The 20,081-nt window shown below is 41.4% G+C and carries 11 protein-coding genes and 1 tRNA gene; 7 read left to right on the top strand and 5 right to left on the bottom strand.

Features of this window, described 5'->3' with window-relative positions:
* Positions 1-211: 211 nt before the first annotated feature.
* The 3 genes from GJB62_RS08950 to GJB62_RS08940 are packed head-to-tail and all read right to left on the bottom strand — an operon-like array spanning position 212 to position 2,582.
* On the bottom strand, positions 212-976 hold the full coding sequence (locus tag GJB62_RS08950) for an ABC transporter ATP-binding protein (RefSeq protein ID WP_114085388.1): 765 nt from the start codon (positions 974-976) through the stop codon (positions 212-214).
* A 36-nt stretch (positions 977-1,012) separates the two neighbouring features.
* Positions 1,013-1,666: an energy-coupling factor transporter transmembrane protein EcfT gene (locus tag GJB62_RS08945; protein ID WP_114085387.1), complete on the bottom strand. Its 654-nt coding sequence runs from the start codon at positions 1,664-1,666 to the stop codon at positions 1,013-1,015.
* On the bottom strand, positions 1,659-2,582 hold the full coding sequence (locus GJB62_RS08940; RefSeq protein ID WP_114085386.1) for an energy-coupling factor ABC transporter permease: 924 nt from the start codon (positions 2,580-2,582) through the stop codon (positions 1,659-1,661). The genes GJB62_RS08945 and GJB62_RS08940 overlap by 8 nt, the downstream gene beginning before the upstream one ends.
* 1,003 nt (positions 2,583-3,585) lie before the next feature.
* Here GJB62_RS08940 and GJB62_RS08935 point away from each other — a divergent pair.
* The 4 genes from GJB62_RS08935 (at position 3,586) to GJB62_RS08920 (ending at position 9,972) form a co-directional block, all read left to right on the top strand.
* Entirely contained in the window at positions 3,586-5,454 is a 1,869-nt protein-coding gene (locus tag GJB62_RS08935; protein WP_245246121.1) for a glycosyltransferase, read from the top strand.
* 247 nt (positions 5,455-5,701) lie between these two features.
* Positions 5,702-8,230: a mannose-1-phosphate guanyltransferase gene (locus tag GJB62_RS08930; RefSeq protein WP_114085385.1), complete on the top strand. Its 2,529-nt coding sequence runs from the start codon at positions 5,702-5,704 to the stop codon at positions 8,228-8,230.
* Between the two features lie 411 nt (positions 8,231-8,641).
* Positions 8,642-9,154 carry a flavodoxin FldA gene (gene fldA / locus GJB62_RS08925; protein WP_114085384.1) on the top strand — a complete coding sequence of 171 codons (513 nt, stop codon included), beginning with the start codon at positions 8,642-8,644 and terminating at the stop codon, positions 9,152-9,154.
* A 65-nt stretch (positions 9,155-9,219) separates the two neighbouring features.
* Entirely contained in the window at positions 9,220-9,972 is a 753-nt protein-coding gene (locus tag GJB62_RS08920; protein WP_114085383.1) for an alpha/beta hydrolase, read from the top strand.
* Between the two features lie 154 nt (positions 9,973-10,126).
* Here GJB62_RS08920 and GJB62_RS08915 read toward each other — a convergent pair whose 3' ends face one another.
* The gene (locus GJB62_RS08915) at positions 10,127-11,044 is read right to left on the bottom strand and encodes a rhodanese-related sulfurtransferase (RefSeq protein WP_114085382.1); all 918 of its coding nucleotides are present in this window, start codon (positions 11,042-11,044) and stop codon (positions 10,127-10,129) included.
* A gap of 71 nt (positions 11,045-11,115) precedes the next feature.
* Between GJB62_RS08915 and GJB62_RS08910 the strand changes: the two genes are divergently transcribed.
* The 3 genes from GJB62_RS08910 to GJB62_RS08900 all read left to right on the top strand — a co-directional run bounded on the left by GJB62_RS08910 (position 11,116) and on the right by GJB62_RS08900 (position 13,901).
* Positions 11,116-11,188, top strand: a tRNA-Ala gene (locus GJB62_RS08910).
* Between the two features lie 727 nt (positions 11,189-11,915).
* Positions 11,916-12,362 (top strand): DUF2127 domain-containing protein, encoded by a 447-nt coding sequence (locus GJB62_RS08905; protein WP_114085380.1) that lies wholly within the window; start codon positions 11,916-11,918, stop codon positions 12,360-12,362.
* A gap of 132 nt (positions 12,363-12,494) precedes the next feature.
* Complete coding sequence (locus GJB62_RS08900) at positions 12,495-13,901, top strand: 1-acyl-sn-glycerol-3-phosphate acyltransferase (protein WP_114085379.1); 1,407 nt, start codon at positions 12,495-12,497, stop codon at positions 13,899-13,901.
* A gap of 221 nt (positions 13,902-14,122) precedes the next feature.
* Here the strand turns inward: GJB62_RS08900 and GJB62_RS08895 are convergent, their stop codons facing one another.
* A complete protein-coding gene (locus GJB62_RS08895) occupies positions 14,123-19,948 on the bottom strand; it encodes an ATP-binding sensor histidine kinase (RefSeq protein ID WP_114085377.1) in 5,826 nt (1,941 codons plus the stop codon).
* Between the last annotated feature and the right edge of the window lie 133 nt (positions 19,949-20,081).

Below are 20,081 nucleotides of genomic sequence, written 5' to 3'. Positions count from 1 at the left end.
ATTACGGGCAATGGGCAGAGAGAATAGTGGATGATTCTTTAAACTCCACTTCTGTGCCCATGCCCCAATACTTGTCGAGTTTTGGGGAAAAGGGTAAGGGGAAAGGGGAAAGAAAAAACCTTTAACCTTTACCCTTTAACCTTTTCCCCAAAACCAATGCCGAGTTAAAAATGGTTAACCGAGCAGTATTGGCCCATGCCCCAATTTCAAATTACCAATCTATGGGCAAACCTAATTGGTCTAAAGTAGCACCATCTTGCAGAAGTGGCTGAATATTGCCGTCTATTTGAATTCGGCCACCAGACAGCACCAAAGCACGTTGCGTAACTCTACCTAACCAATTTAGGTCATGGGAGGCAATTAACATCACCTGCACTGGTAACTTTAACAACACTTGCGCTAAATGTCGTCGCCATGCTGGATCGAGACCGTTAGTCGGCTCATCCAAAATTAGAATTGTCGGGTCTAGGGCTAAAATTGAGGCTAGGGCAGCAAGGCGTTTTTGCCCACCAGAAAGTTCGTGAGCGGAACGATTAGCGTAAGCTTCTAGTCCGAAATCAGCTAATAACTGCCGGGCGCGATCGCTAGCCTCTGCTGGTGACATTCCGTAGTTGCGTGGGCCAAAGGTAATATCTTCCAAGATGGTGGGCATAAATAGTTGATCGTTGGCATCTTGAAAGCTAAAGCCAATTTGACGACGTATTTGGGGTAGAGTTTTGGTTTCTAGCGGGATGCCATTAATGGTAATTTTCCCCGTCTGGGGTTGTTTTAAGCCGATTAGGTTCTCTAGCAAGGTGCTTTTTCCAGAACCAGTTGCTCCCATCAAGGCGACGCGATCGCCTTTATTCAAAGTAAAAGAAATTTCTTGTAATACCGGCTCTTGGCGAGAATAGGCATAGACCAAATTATCAACTTCAACAACAGTTGCGTGGGGGTTATGGGTTGGTGGTTGGGGATTAGATGTTAAAGATTTCAAGATTCACAAACTCAATATTGCGGAGTGAGGATTGGGTTAAATTTTGTAAGAAGTTAGGGTTACAGTAGCAGCGATCGCACAAGCTAGTAATACGGCAAAACGCTCTTTCGGTCTGAGAGGAGAATCGATAGGCAATTGCCCGTTGTAACCGCGAATTACCATTGCCCCATAGACTCGTTCTGCCCTATCCAGACTGCGGAGGTACAAGGCTCCAATCATGGCAGCACTGGCGTAGCGCAACCATCCCGTAGTTCCATTCAGACCACGTAATTGAGCGCTGCGCTGCATCCGGGTTACTTCTGAGAGCAAAATTTCCATATATTGCCCAGCTAACAACAAGTTTTCCTTTAAAGGTGCTGGTACAGGTAAGCCTTTCAGGGCTATACCAAAGCTGTGGGGCGGTAAGGTTAACAAAAAACTATTCATAGTAACTAGACAAACCAGCGAACGAAGCAGTAAAAAGCTGGCTCTTTCCCATCCCAAAGGCAAGGCTAGCAATGACAAAAAAATCAATTCTGTACCGAGTAATCCTCCCAAGTGGCGAATTGATACGCGCAACAGCCAAGCCCATAAAAGTGCGATCGCGGCATATACACCTAAGCAATACCAAGCATGATATTTTAATAACGCTGCTCCCACCACTATCACTAGAGACAGCTGCAAACGTAATGGCAAAGAAAGTTTAAGCATTCTTTGGTTTCACCACCTTGGCAATCCCAAAGGCTACAGCAAAGCAAACTGTAGCTCCCATAAGTCCAGCGATACTAGTACCAATTGGCCCCAAACCCTTAATAGTATAGTCAGCTAAGGGAGTCGGCACAATTACCCGGACTTTCGCAGCTAAATCAATGAAACCTGTATTTTCAGCAACTTTTTCCAAACCATCAGGCCAGGCTGAGGCGAAGAGTGACAGTACTCCTGCAATCAAGAAAATGGTGACAATAGGCACTGACCACCCGCGAAATTCCTGCTGTTCCCCTGGTAACAAATCTGGTCGGGCTGTAGCTAAATAAGTCAGCACACCCCCAGTAATTATCCCTTCGCCAATGCCAATCAAAATATGTACGCCAGCCATAGCTGGTAAAACTATGGCTACAGGTGCAGTACCAGAGAGGGCTAACTCAATAGCACAAGCTATGGCAGCTACCACTACACTTACGCCAGCAGCTATACCAGCAGCTAGGGGTAAACGCCCTTTAAATCCCCCCAACAGCCGTTGCAAGGTTTGGGTTAAAATCCAGCCTACCCAAACACCAACTACTGCCATATTGAAAATGTTTGCTCCCAAGGCTGTAATGCCACCATCAGCAAATAGCACAGCTTGAATAATTAAAACTGTGGCAATACACAACGTCCCTGCCCACGGACTACCCAAAACGATCGCAGCTAAGGTTCCTCCTAATAAGTGACCACTAGTACCTCCAGCTACCGGAAAATTGATCATCTGGGCGGCAAAAATAAAGGCAGTGGTTAATCCCAGTATGGGCGCACGACGGATACCAAAAGCTTCTTGCGATCGCTCGAAGGCAATAAAAAGTGCTGCTACACTGGCTAAACCAGTAGCCCCTGCCACCGGAACGGAAACAAATCCATCAGGAATGTGCATGATCTACCCTGTATTTTTTAGATGTTTATTTACTCAATACCAGCAATAAACAAAGGCATTAAATTAATAACAAACAAAATTTTCACCTTTTTTGCAATGCCCTCTTGGGGGATTTTATGCTGTTACTTTTGAGAGATTTACAATCCAATGGCTGCTAAATAGTATACTTAATTTACACGAATATTAATTTTTGTTAATTTTATTTTTATATATGTCGATAAATTCTTGTAAAAGTGCAAATCTCTTGACTTTAAGAAGCTAATATGTATCAGATTGGGACATTCTGAATGCCAAAAAGCTTGCTAGTATTGTGCTTTTTATCTATGAGGCTACTACACAAACATTTTGGATTTTGAATTGCTTTCTAGCTCTTGTGGTTGATAAGATAATAATCGCCATTTAAGGCGGGTTTCATTGATTTTAACTACACTTTTTATTGCAACACAGCGTTACTATGACCTAAAAATATTTAACTATATAGCTAAATATCAAGGTAATTTAGCTGGATTCAATAATAACTCAGGATTCAGAATTCCATTACTTCTTAATCTGTACTCATTACTTTTTTGTTGACCACCAATTTTAAAATTTGGTAAACTAGTACTTTTTAACTTATAGTTATTAACCAACTAATGATTTTAGATTAGTATAACTAATATACTAATCTAAAAAAGTCTTTACATAGTCTCGACCAACTGTATATTTGCTGACTTCGCTGGCTTAATGGTACAGTATTGATTAATTTTTGGGATAAAAAATTGTGTAAGCGTTGATACGTAACACAAAATAGTGGTTAAACTTAAAATTCAGTTGAAGAAGGCAGAAGGCTTAATTTAGAAGGGGTTTGAATCCCCTCCGAAATGGGATGAAACTTAGCTAGTGCGTCACTAATGTTAAATAATCACAACGAGGGATTTGAGATTTTGATTTTTGTTCTTAGATTTTAGAACGAACTTAAATCTCAAACGTCAAATCTACAAATCCATTGGTATAAGGTCTGGCAATGAGAATTATTTTCAAAGGTGCATTTTATTTTTACAAAAAAATTATCTCGTTGCTACCTACATCTACTGACCCTTGTGTACAGATTGTAGATACTAGTTCTGCCTCACAACACAAGCACTGGTATAATTATTGGCAAGCTCGCCTCCCACCTTCCTGGCTTCACCCTTTGCTGATTTTGATGTGGTTGCTCATCGGAATTAGCTTACGCCTAACCAACTTGACAACAAAGTCTCCTTGGACCGATGAGTTTTCCACCTTAGTGTTTAGCTTGGGTAACAATTTTTTATCAGTACCCCTAGATCAGGCGATCGCACCTGATATCTTATTACAACCACTGCAACCAAACCCAGCAGCTAGTATTGGTGATGTCATTCATAACTTAGCTACACAAGATAGTCATCCACCTCTGTATTTTGTGCTGGCTCACCTGTGGATGAAATTATTTCCTAGCGAAGGGGGATTAGTATCGCTATTTGCAGCGCGATCGCTACCTGCTATATTCGGTGCTGCCTCAATACCGTGTGTTTACGTATTAGGTAAAGTAGCATTTCGTTCGAGAATAGTGGGACAATTGGCTGCTGCCACGATCGCAGTATCACCCTACGCCGTATTTTTAGCACAAGAAGCACGTCATTATACTTTGGCAATTTTATGGGTGATTGGTTCTCTCACTTGCTTAGTAATTGCCACACGTCATATTCAAAACCGCACACCTTTACCTATATGGGTAGCACTTTCCTGGGTAGCAGTTAATGCTTTAGGTATTGCTACTCATTATTTTTTCACCTTCACCCTCTACACAGAAGCCGTAGTTTTGATTTCTCTGGCTTGGCTTCAATTGCAAACTAGCACCAAATTTTCTCTCCTCTTCTCTTCTCTCTGGCGGCGAATTTATGCCGTTGCGGTAGGTACTTTGGTGGCGGGTTTAATTTGGATACCAATCTTGTTAGAGAACAAAAATCGTGGAATTTTGACCGAGTGGATTCGAGGTTCGCGCGTTGGACTAGATTGGTTAAGCCCAATTTTTCAAGCTTTAGGAACATTGATTGCAATGATTTCCCTGTTACCAGTTGAATCTTCTCAAGCTTTGGTGGTGATTCCTTCTGGAATAGTGATGCTGGCTTTCTTTATTTGGGCAGTACCAATTTTGCTGCGTGGGATCAAAATTCAACTACAGCATCCAGAAAACCGGATTATGATTCAGGTGTTTATTGGAATTGTGGTCAGTGCGATCGCTTTATTTTTGATCTTTACGTACTTTTTGGGTATTGACCTGACCAGAGGCGCTAGATATAACTTTGTTTACTATCCTGCGATCGTTGTCTTGCTAGGTGCAAGTCTTGCAGTGTGTTGGCATCCTCCCCAAGAATTGATGGAAAGAGAACAAGGGAAAAATGGCATACAAAGCATAGGTAAATGGGGAATAAACGGTAAAAAAGCCGTGATGTTAATTTGGCTGATGGGATTTTTTAGTGCAGTCACAGTAATCTGCAATCTCGGCTATCAAAAATATTATCGTCCTGACCTGTTTGTGCAACTCATCCAACAAATATCCCCAGTACCAGTACTGATTGCCACTACTCACAAAAGTTATATACACACTGGGGAAATGATGGGAGTAGCTAGAGAGTTGAAACTTGCCAATTCGCCCCAAAATTCTTTGTTTCTCCTTGCCCATCAATATCAAGATCCGAATACTTCCACCATTGCTCTAGAAAATACCTTAAAGACGCTACCACGACCTTTTGATTTGTGGTCGGTAAACTTTCATGCCCCAGTAGCAGAAGCTGTCAAAACATGCGTCGCTGATACTAAATCTTTGCCAAGCGTAGACGGCTACGAATACGAACTTTATCATTGCCAATAAGAAGCAGGGAACAAGGGGACAAGGGGACAAGAGGTGAGAACTTGAAACAAGTCTTTCCCCTTGTCCCCAATTCTCCTTGTCCCCAAGTCCTCTTCCCAATTCCCAATGCCCAATGCCCAACGTAGATGCATCTTGTGGAAGTTCCTCAAAAATCGATATCCATAGGAGACTAGAGAAAGAAGAACAAAATAAATATATGTGATGCGTTTTCAAGCACTGAAGGCTGTAACTACTTTAAGGAGGATTTATGCGTGCAGTACTAATGGCAGGTGGTTCAGGAACGCGGCTTCGCCCGTTAACTTGCGATCTGCCCAAACCGATGGTGCCAATCCTAAATCGACCAATTGCCGAACATATTATCAATCTTCTGAAGAGACATCAAATTACAGAAGTTATTGCGACATTGCATTATTTACCTGATGTCTTGCGAGACTATTTTCAAGATGGCAGCGATTTCGGTGTTCAGATGACTTATGCCGTCGAAGAAGACCAGCCTTTGGGTACAGCAGGCTGTGTGAAAAACATTGCCGAACTTTTGGATGAAACTTTTTTAGTCATTAGCGGCGATAGCATAACAGATTTTGACCTCACGGCTGCGATCGCATTTCACAAACAAAATAAGTCAAAAGCTACTTTGATTTTGACCAGAGTTCCCAACCCAATTGAATTTGGAGTGGTGATTACTGATCAGGAAGGACGAATTAGCCGATTTTTAGAAAAACCCTCTAGTAGTGAAATTTTTTCCGATACCGTCAACACTGGTACTTATATTCTCGAACCAGAAATTTTAGAATATCTACCAGCAAACGTTGAATGTGACTTTTCCAAAGACTTATTCCCCTTACTGCTAGCAAAAGATGAGCCAATGTATGGTTACATCGCTCAAGGTTATTGGTGCGATGTTGGTCACTTAGATGCCTATCGGGAAGCTCAGTATGACGCATTAGATCGGAAGGTAAATCTCGATTGCGCCTACAAAGAAGTTTCTCATGAGTTATGGGTAGGTCAAAATACTTACATCGACCAAACGGCTGTGATTGAAACTCCGGCTGTGATTGGTGACAATTGCCGCATCGGTGCAAGAGTGCAGATTGAAGCCGGAACCGTAATTGGCGATAACGTTACTATTGGCGCTGATGCCAATCTTAAACGTCCTATAGTGTGGAATGGGGCTTTTATTGGCGATGAAGCACATCTTTCTGCCTGTGTGATTTCCCGTGGCGCTCGTGTAGACCGCCGCGCCCATGTATTAGAAGCTGCTGTTGTGGGTTCGCTCTCCACGGTGGGAGAAGAAGCCCAAATTAGCCCAGGTGTGCGCGTTTGGCCAAGTAAAAAGATTGAGTCAGGGGCAGTTTTAAACATTAACTTGATTTGGGGCAACACCGCTCAACGAAATTTATTTGGGCAACGTGGTGTGCAAGGATTAGCGAATATTGACATCACCCCAGAATTCGCCGTGAAATTGGGATCTGCTTACGGTTCTACCTTGAAACCTGGTTCTAAGGTAACGGTTTCCCGTGACCAGCGTAATGTCTCTCGGATGGTGACGCGATCGCTCATTGCGGGTTTAATGTCAGTAGGTATTGATATTCAAAACCTCGATGCTACTGCTATCCCCATCGCCCGCACGGTTATACCCACAATGTCGGTAGTTGGTGGGATTCATGTGCGAGTCCACCCCGATCGCCCTGACTACATTCTGATTGAATTCATGGACGCTAAGGGCATTAATATCTCCAAAGCCCTAGAAAAGAAAATCGAAGGGGCTTACTTTAAGGAAGATATGCGGCGGGCGCTAATTCATGAAATTGGCGATGTATCTTACCCCAGCCAAGTCATGGAGCGCTACTGCACTGCTTTTGAGAAACTTTTGCATGTTCATACACTCCGCAACAGTCGCGCAAAAGTGGTGATTGACTATGTTTATGCGGTATCAGGGGCAGTTTTACCCCAAATGTTGGATAAATTTGGTGCTGATGCAGTGGTACTGAATGCCAGTGTCAATAAATCGGCGATGTCAATCACCGATCGCGAAGGACTGCTAACTCAGTTAGGTCATGTAGTGGAGGCATTGAAAGCTAACTTTGGTGTGCAAGTCTCCGCTAATGGAGAACAACTAATTTTAGTTGATGAATCCGGCTACCCAATTCGTGGGGAAACTTTAACAGCACTGATGGTAGACATGATTCTGACGGCTAACCCCAGAGGAACGGTAGTAGTGCCGGTTCATGCTTCTAGTGCTATTGAACAAGTCGCCCGTCGTCATGATGGCAGGGTAATTCGCACCAAGGCCAACCCTACAGCTTTAATGGAAGCTTGTCAAAAAAATCCGAATGTGGTTTTGGGAGGTAGTGGAGAAACTGGTTTTATTTTCCCGCAACTGCATCCGGGATTTGATTCTATGTTCTGTATTGCCAAGATCATTGAGATGTTGACTATACAGGAGCGATCGCTGGCTGCTGCACGGTCAGAATTGCCCCGTGTAATTCACAAAACTTATACAGTCCGTTGTCCGTGGACAGCTAAGGGTGCTTTGATGCGTTACTTAGTGGAAACTCACCCAGCCCAAAACTTAGAACTCATTGATGGAGTGAAAATTTGTCAACCTTATGATGATAGTTGGTTGTTAGTTTTACCAGATGCCAGCGAACCACTGGTGCATCTGTATGCAAATAGCAACGATCGCGAATGGGTAGATGAGACTGTCAGAAATTACCGTACCCGTGTTCAGAGTTTTGTGGAAAGACAACAAGAATATCAACCAGCAGAAGTGTAATTCGTAATTCGTAATTCGTAATTTAATTCTTTAATTACGAATTACGAATTATGTTGAGGGGGTTCTAAATCATTGAGAACATTCGTTTAGGTAAGACCAAAACACTTGTAGAGACGGCGATTTATCGCGTCTCGAAAACCCAAAATTTTTGCCAGTAGCCATTTGAACCGTATTGCCCCGCTCCTGATTGAGTTGGAATGAACCGCAGCCCGCTTTTCCGGTTTATTCCCTGAAATCCTTTACAAAACTTAATTTATTCTAAATGATAAAAAATGTCAATAAATCTGGTAGGATATCTCCAAGCTTATTGAGATAGATATTCATTAAGCTAAGAATATATTTCAACAAGCAAGGCCAATAAGTATCCTTGCGTAAATTATTGCGTTCCAAATTCATATACCAGGTGGCAATATGTCAAAAAAAATCGGTCTGTTCTATGGTACTCAAACTGGCAACACTGAATCTGATGCTGAAAAAATTCGGGATGAGTTTGGTGGCGATGTTGTGATATTACATCCCATTTACGAGGCGGATACTACCACTTTCGATGAGTATGAATTACTGATTATTGGCTCTCCAACTTGGGATATCGGTCAACTTCAGAGCGATTGGGAAGGCTTTTATTCCGATCTGGATGAAATAGATTTTAGCGGTAAGTTAGTTGCCTATTTTGGTGATGGAGATCAATATGGCTATGCCGATAATTTCCAGGATGCAATGGGAATTTTAGAAGAAAAAATTTCGCAGCGTGGCGGTAAAACTGTTGGCTACTGGTCAACGGAGGGTTATGAATTTGAGAATTCTAGAGCCTTGAAAAATGGCAAGTTTGTTGGTTTGGCACTTGATGAAGGTAGTCAATCCGATCTGACAGACGAGCGAATTAAAACTTGGGTTGCTCAGTTGAAAACAGAATTTGGTTTGTAGAAATTAGGGGCTTACAGCTAGCTGTAAGCCCCTACTATTGATAATTTAGAAATTATAGGTAATTTATGTCTGATTCATTTGATGTTCTGTGGTTAAATGCCAGTCCTATTTTGAAGCGTTTTGATAAACCGTTACTTGATTACTTATCTGGGTATATGAGAATTGCCCAGTGGGAATACCAACAAACCAAAGATGAAGCGAGTTCTATAGATCAAGCTGTGGAGTTGCTGTATGATTTTTTAGAATGGCGCGATCGCCCCGTGCATTTAGCGGGACATGGGATGAGTGGTGCGATCGCTTTAACCTTTGCTCGGCGATTTCCCCAAAAAGTGCGATCGCTAACTCTCCTGGCTGTAGCAGCTCAACCTGCAAACAATTGGCAAGCTCACTATTACTTTCAACGACAACTTTTTAGTATCAGCCGTGAGCTAGTTTTAGCAAGCACCGTTCGCAGTCTTTTTGGAAATCAACCACCTCATACCACTAAGAAGTTAGTAGCTGCCTTAGATAAAGATTTAGAACAATCTCCTTCACAACACTCTTTGTTTAAGTTGGTTTATTTACCCAAGGGTGGAGTTTCTATGCCAATGATGGTATGTGGTAGCAAGAGCGATCCGGTAGTCAACCCAACTGTATTGCATGACTGGTTGAATTGGTTAAAGCCAGAAGATAAACTCTGGGAATGCCCACAAGGGTATCATTTTTTTCACTACTTTTACCCTCAACAGGTTGGTGAAGAGATTTTGAGTTTTTGGAAACGCCACCCTTCGCATTTGCTAGAAGCATCTGCACTATCTTTTAGCACTTCTACAAATTAAGTTAAGACTAGAGAGACTCTATGTGAGGCTGCGCTTGATTCACGTAGGGGCAATTCATGAATTGCCCCTACAGCCTGTAGTTTTGGCTAACTCTTATAAGCGCATTTTGAAACAGAAATGGTATTAGATCCCCTCTAAACAAACTTGAAATCCATTAGCTTGCATCCCGATTTTTGGAATTAGCAACTTGGGTTTGGTAGTGCCGCCATTTTTCCTGTTGACGCGCTCTTTTCTCCTCGGTGAGGCTATCAAAACAATAGGCACAGGAGATACCCTGCTCATATTTGGGAGATATTTTATCTTCTTCAGAAATTGGATACCCACAACAGAAACACAACTCATAACTCCCTTCCTGCAACCCATGACTAATAGCTACCCGCTCGTCAAAGACAAAACATTCACCTTGCCATAAACTTTCTTGTGCCGGAACTTCTTCTAAATACTTGAGAATGCCGCCTTTGAGATGATAAACTTCTGCAAAACCTTGGGCAAGCATGAAAGATGAAGCTTTTTCACAGCGAATGCCACCTGTACAAAACAGGGCAACCTTTTTGTGTTTAGTTGGGTCGAGGTTGTGTACCACATAATCGGGAAATTCTCGGAATGAGCTAGTTTGGGGATTTTCTGCTCCTTGAAAAGTACCGATATTCACCTCATAATCATTGCGAGTGTCAATCACAGTTACTTCTGGATCGCAAATCAAATCATTCCATTCTTGGGGACTGACATAAGTGCCAACTTTCTCAGTTGGGTCAATTTCAGGCAATCCCAAAGTGACAATTTCTGACTTCAACCGCACCTTCATCCGCTCAAAAGGTGGAGTTTCAGTATAGGACTCTTTGTATTCTAGGTCTGCTAAACGGGGGTCACTACGCAGAAACCAGAGAACAGAATCAATCGCCTGACGCGAACCCGCAATTGTACCGTTAATGCCTTCTTGTGCCAACAAAATTGTCCCTTTGACACCTTGCGCTTGGCAGTAAGACAACAGAGGATCTCGTTTCTCAGCAAAATCTGGTAACTTGACAAATTTATACAATGCTGCAATAATTCTAGTGTTTTCTGGTTTCATCCCTTTAGTAACAAAATAATATAAGTTACAATAGCAACGTCAAACGAAGTTGCCTGCTATTTTAATTTTATGGGGGTTTAGCTCAGTTGGTAGAGCGCCTGCTTTGCAAGCAGGATGTCAGCGGTTCGAGTCCGCTAACCTCCATTGGATATAATTTATCTCAAGTGCGATCAGTAATACCCAAATAAAACACGCCTAAATCAAAATCCCTTAATCTAGTACGGAATGGGGTTTGGCAATTGTTAGGCGAAAAGTTAAGACATAGGTAAGTTCAGTATTACATCCAATCGTCTTATTTTCAAAGCTGTACTTAGTTAGAAAAATCTCTACATCATGAAGTCAACTGTTACCTGACAAAACGTAGGTAATTTTGAGGTTAAAAATTCGCAGTTGAATTTGTTAGCAATGACAGCAGCCTTAATTAAATATTCTGCAAAAATATTTCTGTTCTGGAGTGAGAATCCACATTCTAAACCTGGTCTACCTTGAGAACCGTAGTTTTGTAGGTTGGGTGCAGCGATCGCGTAACCCAACATAAATAGGGTGGTAATGTTGGGTTGCGTTTCACTCCACCCAACCTACATAAATATATCTTTTAAAAAAGTCTAGGTTTCAACATAGATGAGGTTTACACTTTAATCGGTAAATAATTGTCATTGGGATAAGGCAATAGGCAATAGTTAAAAGGGTTTTAGGCTAGTTTGTTTTTCTGATTTTATTGTGCCCAACTTACTTAGTATTAACACTTAATTTAGGATTGCAAAAAGTGTAAACATGGGACGATAAAGAGTTGCTACAATAAACGTCTTAGTTGGTATCATTCAGAGCTACTCAAGCCAAGTTTTACTTATATATACTTTTAGGGGGTTGTTTGAAAAAGCGTCCATTGGGGTTAGTAGCAATTGTTGTCTACAAATCATTTGCAGCCTCGCTACTTATGTTTACTTCCATTGCTTTATTATTGACATTAAAAAATTATCAAACTCTAGAGGCTTTTTCAGAAAATTATGTTTTGGAAGGTAAATCGATAATTATTGATTGGATTTTAAATAAAATTATCAACTTAAATCCTAGAACTTTGGCATTTAGCGGCATTGGAGCAGGAGTTTATGCTATTGTTACTACTATTGAAGCTGTTGGTTTATGGTACGAGAAGCGTTGGGCCCATATCTTAGTATTGGGACTTGTCGGTATCAGTATCCCACCAGAAGTTTATGAATTAATTCGGGGAATATCTCTTATAAAAATATTCGTATTTTTGTTAAATCTAGCTGTATTTGGATATTTACTCCGAAATTTTCCTAAACATCCAAAATAATTTTTTATTCGATAATTTAGGATCTATCTTTGAAAAGTTTCTTAGTGCTAAGTCTTGATTAAGAAGTAGTACTTGTGAATCTTTTGACTCAGTACGTTGTACAATCGCTAAAAACACAATCTGGAGAGCGACTTGCCTAGATCGATTCAGTCTACTCAACCACCACTGAAATTTATTACTCAACGGTTTAATCCGTTGGTACTCCAGATTGTTCGGTGGTTACTGCCGATCGCACTACGGTTTCGCACTCGCCCTTGGCTAACGGCTGGGATTGTCGGTATTGAAGCCCAAAATGTTGAGGTATTAGCTGACCTTTATCAACAATTCCAGGCTGGGAAAATTCGCTTTTTGTTAGCATTCCGTCACCCAGAGGTAGAAGATCCTCTGTGTATGCTGTATTTGCTTTCCCGCATTGTGCCACGAGTTGCCCGTGAGGAAGGTATTTTACTGCAATCCCTTGTTCACAGTTATTTTCTCTATGACCGGGGTATGACGGTTTGGGCTGGAAATTGGCTAGGTTGGTTATTTTCACGGGTGGGAGGTGTGCCGGTTCATCGCGGTAGGCGACTAGATCGGCAAGCAATCCAAACTGCACGGGAGTTATTTGCTAATGGCGAACTACCGATCGCAGTAGCGCCAGAAGGCGGTACTAATGGTCATAGTGGTATTGTTAGCCCACTGGAACCAGGCGTTGCTCAAATGGGGTTCTGGTGTGTAGAAGATTTACAAAAAGCCAATCGCACTGAAACTGTGATTATTGTGCCGATCGCTATCCAGTATCGCTACGTCGAGCCACCTTGGTCTAAACTGGATTGGCTGTTGAGTAAATTGGAAGCTGATAGCGGCTTGGCAGTTAAGGAAATTGATCCGGGTTCTCAAGAAGAGATTTACTATCAACGCCTGTGTAGATTGGCTGAATATCTGCTTACTGAGATGGAAGAATTTTATCGTCGCTTCTATCATCAAGACATCCCAAAAACCATCTCAACTGATGAATCTGCTAGCCCAAATGAAGTATTAATTGCCCGACTTCATCGCTTGCTGGATAAGGCTTTACAAGTTACTGAGCAATATTTTGGAGTTCAGGCACAGGGTAATTTTATTGACCGTTGCCGCCGCTTGGAAGAGGCTGGTTGGAATTACATTTACCGGGAAGATTTGCCAGATATCAATGCTTTACCACCCTTTAAACGCGGTTTGGCAGACTGGATTGCTGAGGAAGCAGACTTGCGGATGCGACACATGCGGATAGTGGAAAGTTTTGTTGCAGTCACAGCTACTTATATTCAAGAAAAACCGACAGCCGAAAGGTTTGCAGAAACAGCGTTACTTGTATTCGATATGCTTTCTCGCATTCAAGATACAACACTTCCAGGGCGACCTCGCTTAGGTTTGCGAAAGGCACATATCACTGTGGGAGAGCCAATTTCAGTTACTGAACGCTTTCGCAATTCTCAGGGCGATCGCTATGCAGCTAGACAAGGTGTAAGCGATTTGACAAAAGATTTGCAAATTGCTTTAGAGAAGATGATTAGCTAGGCGTAATTGAAGGAGGCAGGAGGCAGGAGGCAGGAAAACTCCTTGATTTCTCACGATACTGTAGGCAGGGGAGTGTGGGGAGTGTGGGGAGTGTGGGAAGTGTGGGAGGTAAGATTTCTTCCCAGACCTCCTCATCCTCCCACACCTCCCACCCCTCCATTTCTTCCCCATCCTCCCACACCTCCCACACTCCTGCCCTCGGCCTCCTGCCTATAGTGATGTCAATTCCCGATTGGTAGTGTTATCTCAAACTCAGAACCTTGTCCAAAAGTAGAATTTACTTTCAAAGTACCTTCATGTTTTTCAACTATAATTTGTCGAGCGATCGCTAATCCTAATCCTGTACCTTTACCTACAAGTTTAGTTGTAAATAAATGCTCAAAAATGCGCTTTTTGACATCATCATTCATGCCAATACCGTTATCCGAGATTTGAATTTTGACGTGAGTATCATTATGTATTGATGTTGTAATAGTGATACAGTTAGGATTAACTGCAATTTCTTCAAAGCTATATCCTTGATTTGATTCTTCTAACGCATCAATAGCATTTGCCAGCAAATTCATAAATACCTGATTAAGTTGTCCAGGAAAGCATTTTACTTCGGGAATATTTCCGTAGTTAGTGATGACTTCAATTGCCGGATGTTTTTCGTTAGCCTTGAGGCGATGTTTCAAAATTAAAATAGTGCTATCAATACCTTCGTGGATGTTAAAGGGAACTTTGTAATCCTTATCTGCCCGTGAGAAAGTTCGCAAACTAGTGCTGATATTTTTAATGCGATCGCACCCTACATCCATTGACTCAATCATTTTAGGTATATCTTCCAAGAGATAATCAATCTCTATCTTCTGGGCATGTTGTTCAATTTCTGTTGGAGATACCCCAGAACGGTACAATTGCAAATGCTCAATGATATCTTCTAATCCTAGCCTTGCTTCGTTGACATTTCCTGCGATAAACCCAATTGGGTTATTGATTTCGTGGGCGACACCTGCGACTAAGTTCCCCAAAGCAGACATTTTTTCACTTTGGACAATTTGTAATTGGGCTTTTTGTAAATCTTCTATGGCTTGTTCTAGTTGTTGGGATTTTTGCTGGACGACAGCTTCGGCAGCTTTGCGATCGCTAATGTCTAAAATTAAACCATCCCAAACAATTGAACCATCATCTTGTTGCTCTGGACGAGATGCCGCTTGTACCCATTTCATCGTTCCTGATGGCGTGATGATTCGCCATTCATGAACAAACGGTGTCAAGGTTTGAGCAGATTCCATCATTGCCTGATTGATGCCTGCAATGTCATCAGGATGTTCAAGAAAACGAGGATTTTGCTGGCCGCTGATTATTTCCTCTGCTGTCACTTCATAAAGGTTATAACAGCCAGAACTTATATAGGGCATAGAAACCAAATGTTCTGGTGTGACATGGAGTTGGTAAATTGCTCCAGGAACATTATCGGTAACTTTCTGGAAACGGGCTTCGCTTTGCTGAAGATTTGCGTAGAGTCGAGCATTTTCGAGAGAAATTGCCGCTTGAGTACAAAGAAAATTCAACACTAAAATGCGATCGCGGGTAAATACCCCACTTGTCAAATTATTTTCTAAGTATAAAATTCCGACTAAACGCCCCTGGCTAAGTACTGGTAAACACAGCACACTCTTGGGTTGATGTTGGCTTAAATAATCATCAATTATTGGTAAATGAGTTTTGAGATCGTCAACCACAACCACACTAGCTGTATTTTTTACATACTGAATTAGCGCAATGGGAACATTAGGATTATTTTCGAGCGGTTCTGACTGTAAGCTGGTGCTATCAAAGCTAGTAATTGCGCGGATTTGCCATTTATCATCTTCAGGTAAAAGCAGCGCACATTTATCAGCACCAGCATTTTCGAGGATAATTTGGGTAAGTTGCTGTAAAAATTCATCGAGTTGAATTGTTGCAGAAAGAGTTTGTGACGCTCTGAGGATAGAGCTAAAGTCAAGGATGTTGTTGATGCTAATACCAGAAGAAGTTGCGGTATGAGTCAATGCGTGGACTGGGTTAGCAATTGTTGCTAAGGTTTCTAATGGATTTAGGGTTTGTACTACTTGTTGCAAAATTGGACGCAGCAATTCAAAGTAGCGTTTTTCTAAGTCATCCGTCTTGGCTTTGGCTCCCCACCGGGCATAGCAAGAATAAGCTGTCTGCATATAGGCTTGGGCGACTTTTTCTTTGTCCCAGTTGAGGTAAAATTTGGCGGCGAGTTCGTTAGCGAGGGCTTCATCTTGGAGGAAGCCGTTTTCCTTGGCTTTAGCGATCGCGCGATCGTAAAATTCAATTGCCATAGTGCGCTCGCTTAAAATTGCAAACCGTTCGGCCTCTACCAAATCCCAACGGTGTTGATGGTTACAAGGAGCTAGTGCTGCCCATCTTTGCATCTTCTCTTGATTAGCCTCGACTTGGGCGAGAATCTGTTGCTGTTCTGACTCAGTTGCAGCTTTGTAAAGTGACAGATGAATCAAAGAATCATAGAAAAAATACAAAGCGACACCGAATTGGGCGATACCAGCATCTAAGTATTGCTTTGCCTGGGCAGACTGCTGGGCAGCTTCTTGATATTGCCCAAACAAATACCAGAGAATCGTTTGATTAACTTGCCAATGAAAAAATCCCGTTCGGTCTTGAGTTGCTTGATTAAGGGATAATCGTTGTTCAGCATTATAAATCGTTCCCGTCAAGCGATCGGGAGATTGGTTATGTCCGAGTAAATTGAGTACAGCTTGATAGCACATCTCCAGATATTGCAGCGGCGATTCTTGCTTGATTGAATGGATACTTTGGCGATAGGCTGCCATCTCATTCGCTAACCCGGTTAATTCTCGCCCCGCAAAATAAGCATATTGACAATACGCTTGACCATTCAATCCTGTACTCTCCATGTCTCCAGTTTCCAGTCCATTCTGGTAGCCCTCTTGCAGATACACAAGTTGTTCGCGCAAAGGATCTTTCCAATGACGGATAAAGTTGTAGACAATAAAGTAGGTTCTGCATTTAAAGGTTTTGGACTGTAATTCCAGCAGGTTTAACGCCAATTGTCCAAACTCATAACCAGCTTCCAGATTACCAAATACACCACAGAGGATGATGCCGTAGTCGCCATAAGCATAGACAGAAACAGGACAATTACCATATTTAATCGAAAATTCTACTTGCTTGAATATCAGTAAGGGCATTAAAACAGGTGTTGCCAGATAAGCAGCCGGAACCATTTTGCTCATGATTCTCATAGCTGCCAAGTAGTGAGCATCGCTCATAGTGGATAAATTGAGCAAATCGAGAGAGGAACGTCCTTCCCATAACCGCATAGTTGCTTGCGCTGCCTGTCCAATATCTGCCGGAGTTGGTTGTTGAGGAAACTCAATACCCAATAGCTGCAACACTTGCGAACCAATGTTCAGCGTTTTCAATGGAAGACCTTGCGATTTTGCTGCCATCATTCTGGTTATGTAGATGGGAATGCTGTCGAGCAAGGTATTAGCATGTTGCAACACAATTTTTACCCATTGCTCCATCTGCTCAAAATCGGTATTGAGATAAGTGGCTTCAGTTACCTCGATATACAACGCTAGAGTCAAGTCATAGTCGTTTTCCCAGGAATGATGCGACAACAAGCTAATTCCCACGGTGAAATACTCGACTGCTACTGTGTATGCAGTTGCAGATTTTGCCCTCCGTCCAGCAATCAGATTTAATTCTGCCAGTTCTTGCTGCTCTGAGGGTTGAGTGATTAAGGAACTACCTGCATTTAAATGAGTGACAATTTCAAATAGTCGTTCTTCCCGTTCCAAATCTGAGGAATTGCGTAACAATAACATCCCAATTTTGTAATGGGTGGATTGCTTTTGGTCGTCTGGAATTAGGGAATAGGCAGCTTGTTGCACGCGATCGTGTAAGAATTTGTATACAGTATTTTGAGAACTTTGTTGAGTAAATATTTGTTCTTCTTGCCCGATAGAAAACTTATAAACTTCACTTTGAGGCAAAATCAAACCTTCTTGTAACCCATTCCACAAACAAGCTGCCGTTTCGATTTCTAACTGTTCAGAAACGAGCGCCAATGTTGCTAAATCAAATTGATTGCCGATACAAGCCGCTAACTTGAGAACCTGTTGAGTTGATTCTGGCAGCCTCCGCAATTGAAACGCCATGAATTCCAAAACATCATCTGTCATGGCTTGTTGATTAATTTTGGCAATATCACATTGCCAACAGCCTTCTTCAAAATTGAAGGTAATCAACCCATCTTGGTGTAATACTTTGAGAAACTGTGTAGCAAAAAATGGATTTCCCTGAGTCTTTTGACAAACCAATTGCGAAAGAGGAAATGCTAATTCTTCTTTGCAGCCTAATGTATCAGCTACTAATTGATTCAACTTAACTTGATTCAGGTTTTGCAGATTTATCAAGTTAATTATTGTACCAGCTTTCTCAATTTCGTCTAAAGTTGATATTAATGGATGGGGCGGTGATACCTCATTATCTCTATAAGCACCAATTAGTAATAAATATCCATCTGAATCATTCATTAATAATTTGATCAATTTTAATGAATCCAAATCTGCCCATTGTAAATCATCTATAAAAATAACTAATGGATGTTCTTTTTTTGTAAAAGTTTGAATGAAAACTTTCAATAATAAATTAAATCGATTTTGTGCTGCCTCTGCTGTTAATTCTGGTATCGGTGGTTGTTGACCAATAATTTTTTCTAATTCAGGAATAACTTCAATGAGAATCTGTCCATTGTCTCTCAATGCTGCGAGGATATTTTTTCTCCATTGTTGCAGTTGTTGATCGGTTTCTGTTAATAACTGCACCATCAAATCACGCAAGGATTGCACAAAGGCAGATAGGGGGATGTTTCGGTTAAACTGGTCAAATTTACCTTTAATAAAATAACCTCGTTGCCGAATAATCGGTTTATGAACTTCATTCACAACCGCAGTTTTCCCAATGCCAGCAAACCCGGCAATTAACATCATTTCATGGCTTCCTAGAGAAACCCTCTCAAAAGCTTCTAGAAGTTGTTGGACGGCTGTTTCTCTACCGTATAATTTTTCTGGAATAATGAAGCGATCGCAAATATCCCGTTGCCCAATCTGAAAGCGCTCAATCTTACCCGTTTTGTTCAATTGGCAAAGACATTTTTCTAAATCATGTTTTAACCCTAAAGCACTTTGATAACGATCTTCAGCATTTTTCGCCATCAATTTCATGACAATATCGCCCAAGACTTGCGGTATTTCTTTCTCTTCTTCCCTCCTGCCTTCTACCCCTTGCCCCCTGCCTCCTAATATTGGTGGTTGCTTGGCAATATGACAATGTACCAACTCCATTGGATCATCTGAGTCAAAAGGCAATTTTCCTGTCAGGAGTTCAAAAAATGTCACACCCAAAGAATAAAAGTCACTGCGGTAGTCTATGCCTCGGTTCATGCGTCCGGTTTGTTCGGGAGATAAATAAGCAAGGGTTCCTTCTAAAACCTTGGGATTAATCGGAGTTTGGTTTTCTCTGGGAAGTAAAGAAGCAATACTAAAATCGATGATTTTTACTTGTTTTGTATGCGGGTTAATCAGAATATTTGCAGGTTTGATATCCTTGTGAATTACTCGTTCTTGATGGAGTTCATGAAGAATATTACTAAGTTGCAGAGCAATTGTGAAAAACTCCACCAGTTCTAGTGATTGGTTTTTAGTATATTCTCTCAGAGAAATTCCCCCAAAATCTTCCATTACTAGAGCATAACCATTACGATATGCTTCTAGACTATAGGGACGAACAATAGTAGAAATGTTTAAATTTTTGGCAATAGTGTATTGGTTACGAAACTGTAATAGTTCGTTAAAAGTAGGAGATTCTACTTGCAATATTTTAATGACAACAGGTTGTTGATCCACCATTCTAATGGCTCTATAGACTTCAGTTTTGGAGCCTTGATAGAGTATTTCTATTAATTTATAGCCGCTAATTCTATAAACTTCAGGAATTGCTGTTGTCATGGTTATGCTCTCAATAATCAAGATTGCTTGTCAAAAATTTGACTTTTATTAGCAGATATGTAGTTATTATTCCCAAAATTAGGGTTTGCTTTTCAAGAATATAAGGATAAGCTGATACGCTTTTAGTTGTATA

The sequence above is a fragment of the Nostoc sp. ATCC 53789 genome (assembly GCF_009873495.1).
Classification (GTDB): Bacteria; Cyanobacteriota; Cyanobacteriia; order Cyanobacteriales; family Nostocaceae; genus Nostoc; species Nostoc muscorum_A.
The sequence above is the reverse complement of the archived record's forward strand: the minus strand, read 5'-3'. Positions and strand labels throughout refer to the sequence as shown.

Coding starts and splice junctions, on each gene's coding strand:
- GJB62_RS08935 (WP_245246121.1), top strand. CDS start 3,586: ATGAGAATTATTTTCAAAGGTGCATTTTATTTTTACAAAAAAATTATC.
- GJB62_RS08930 (WP_114085385.1), top strand. CDS start 5,702: ATGCGTGCAGTACTAATGGCAGGTGGTTCAGGAACGCGGCTTCGCCCG.
- fldA (WP_114085384.1), top strand. CDS start 8,642: ATGTCAAAAAAAATCGGTCTGTTCTATGGTACTCAAACTGGCAACACT.
- GJB62_RS08895 (WP_114085377.1), bottom strand. CDS start 19,948: ATGACAACAGCAATTCCTGAAGTTTATAGAATTAGCGGCTATAAATTA.
- GJB62_RS08915 (WP_114085382.1), bottom strand. CDS start 11,044: ATGAAACCAGAAAACACTAGAATTATTGCAGCATTGTATAAATTTGTC.
- GJB62_RS08945 (WP_114085387.1), bottom strand. CDS start 1,666: ATGCTTAAACTTTCTTTGCCATTACGTTTGCAGCTGTCTCTAGTGATA.
- GJB62_RS08920 (WP_114085383.1), top strand. CDS start 9,220: ATGTCTGATTCATTTGATGTTCTGTGGTTAAATGCCAGTCCTATTTTG.
- GJB62_RS08940 (WP_114085386.1), bottom strand. CDS start 2,582: ATGCACATTCCTGATGGATTTGTTTCCGTTCCGGTGGCAGGGGCTACT.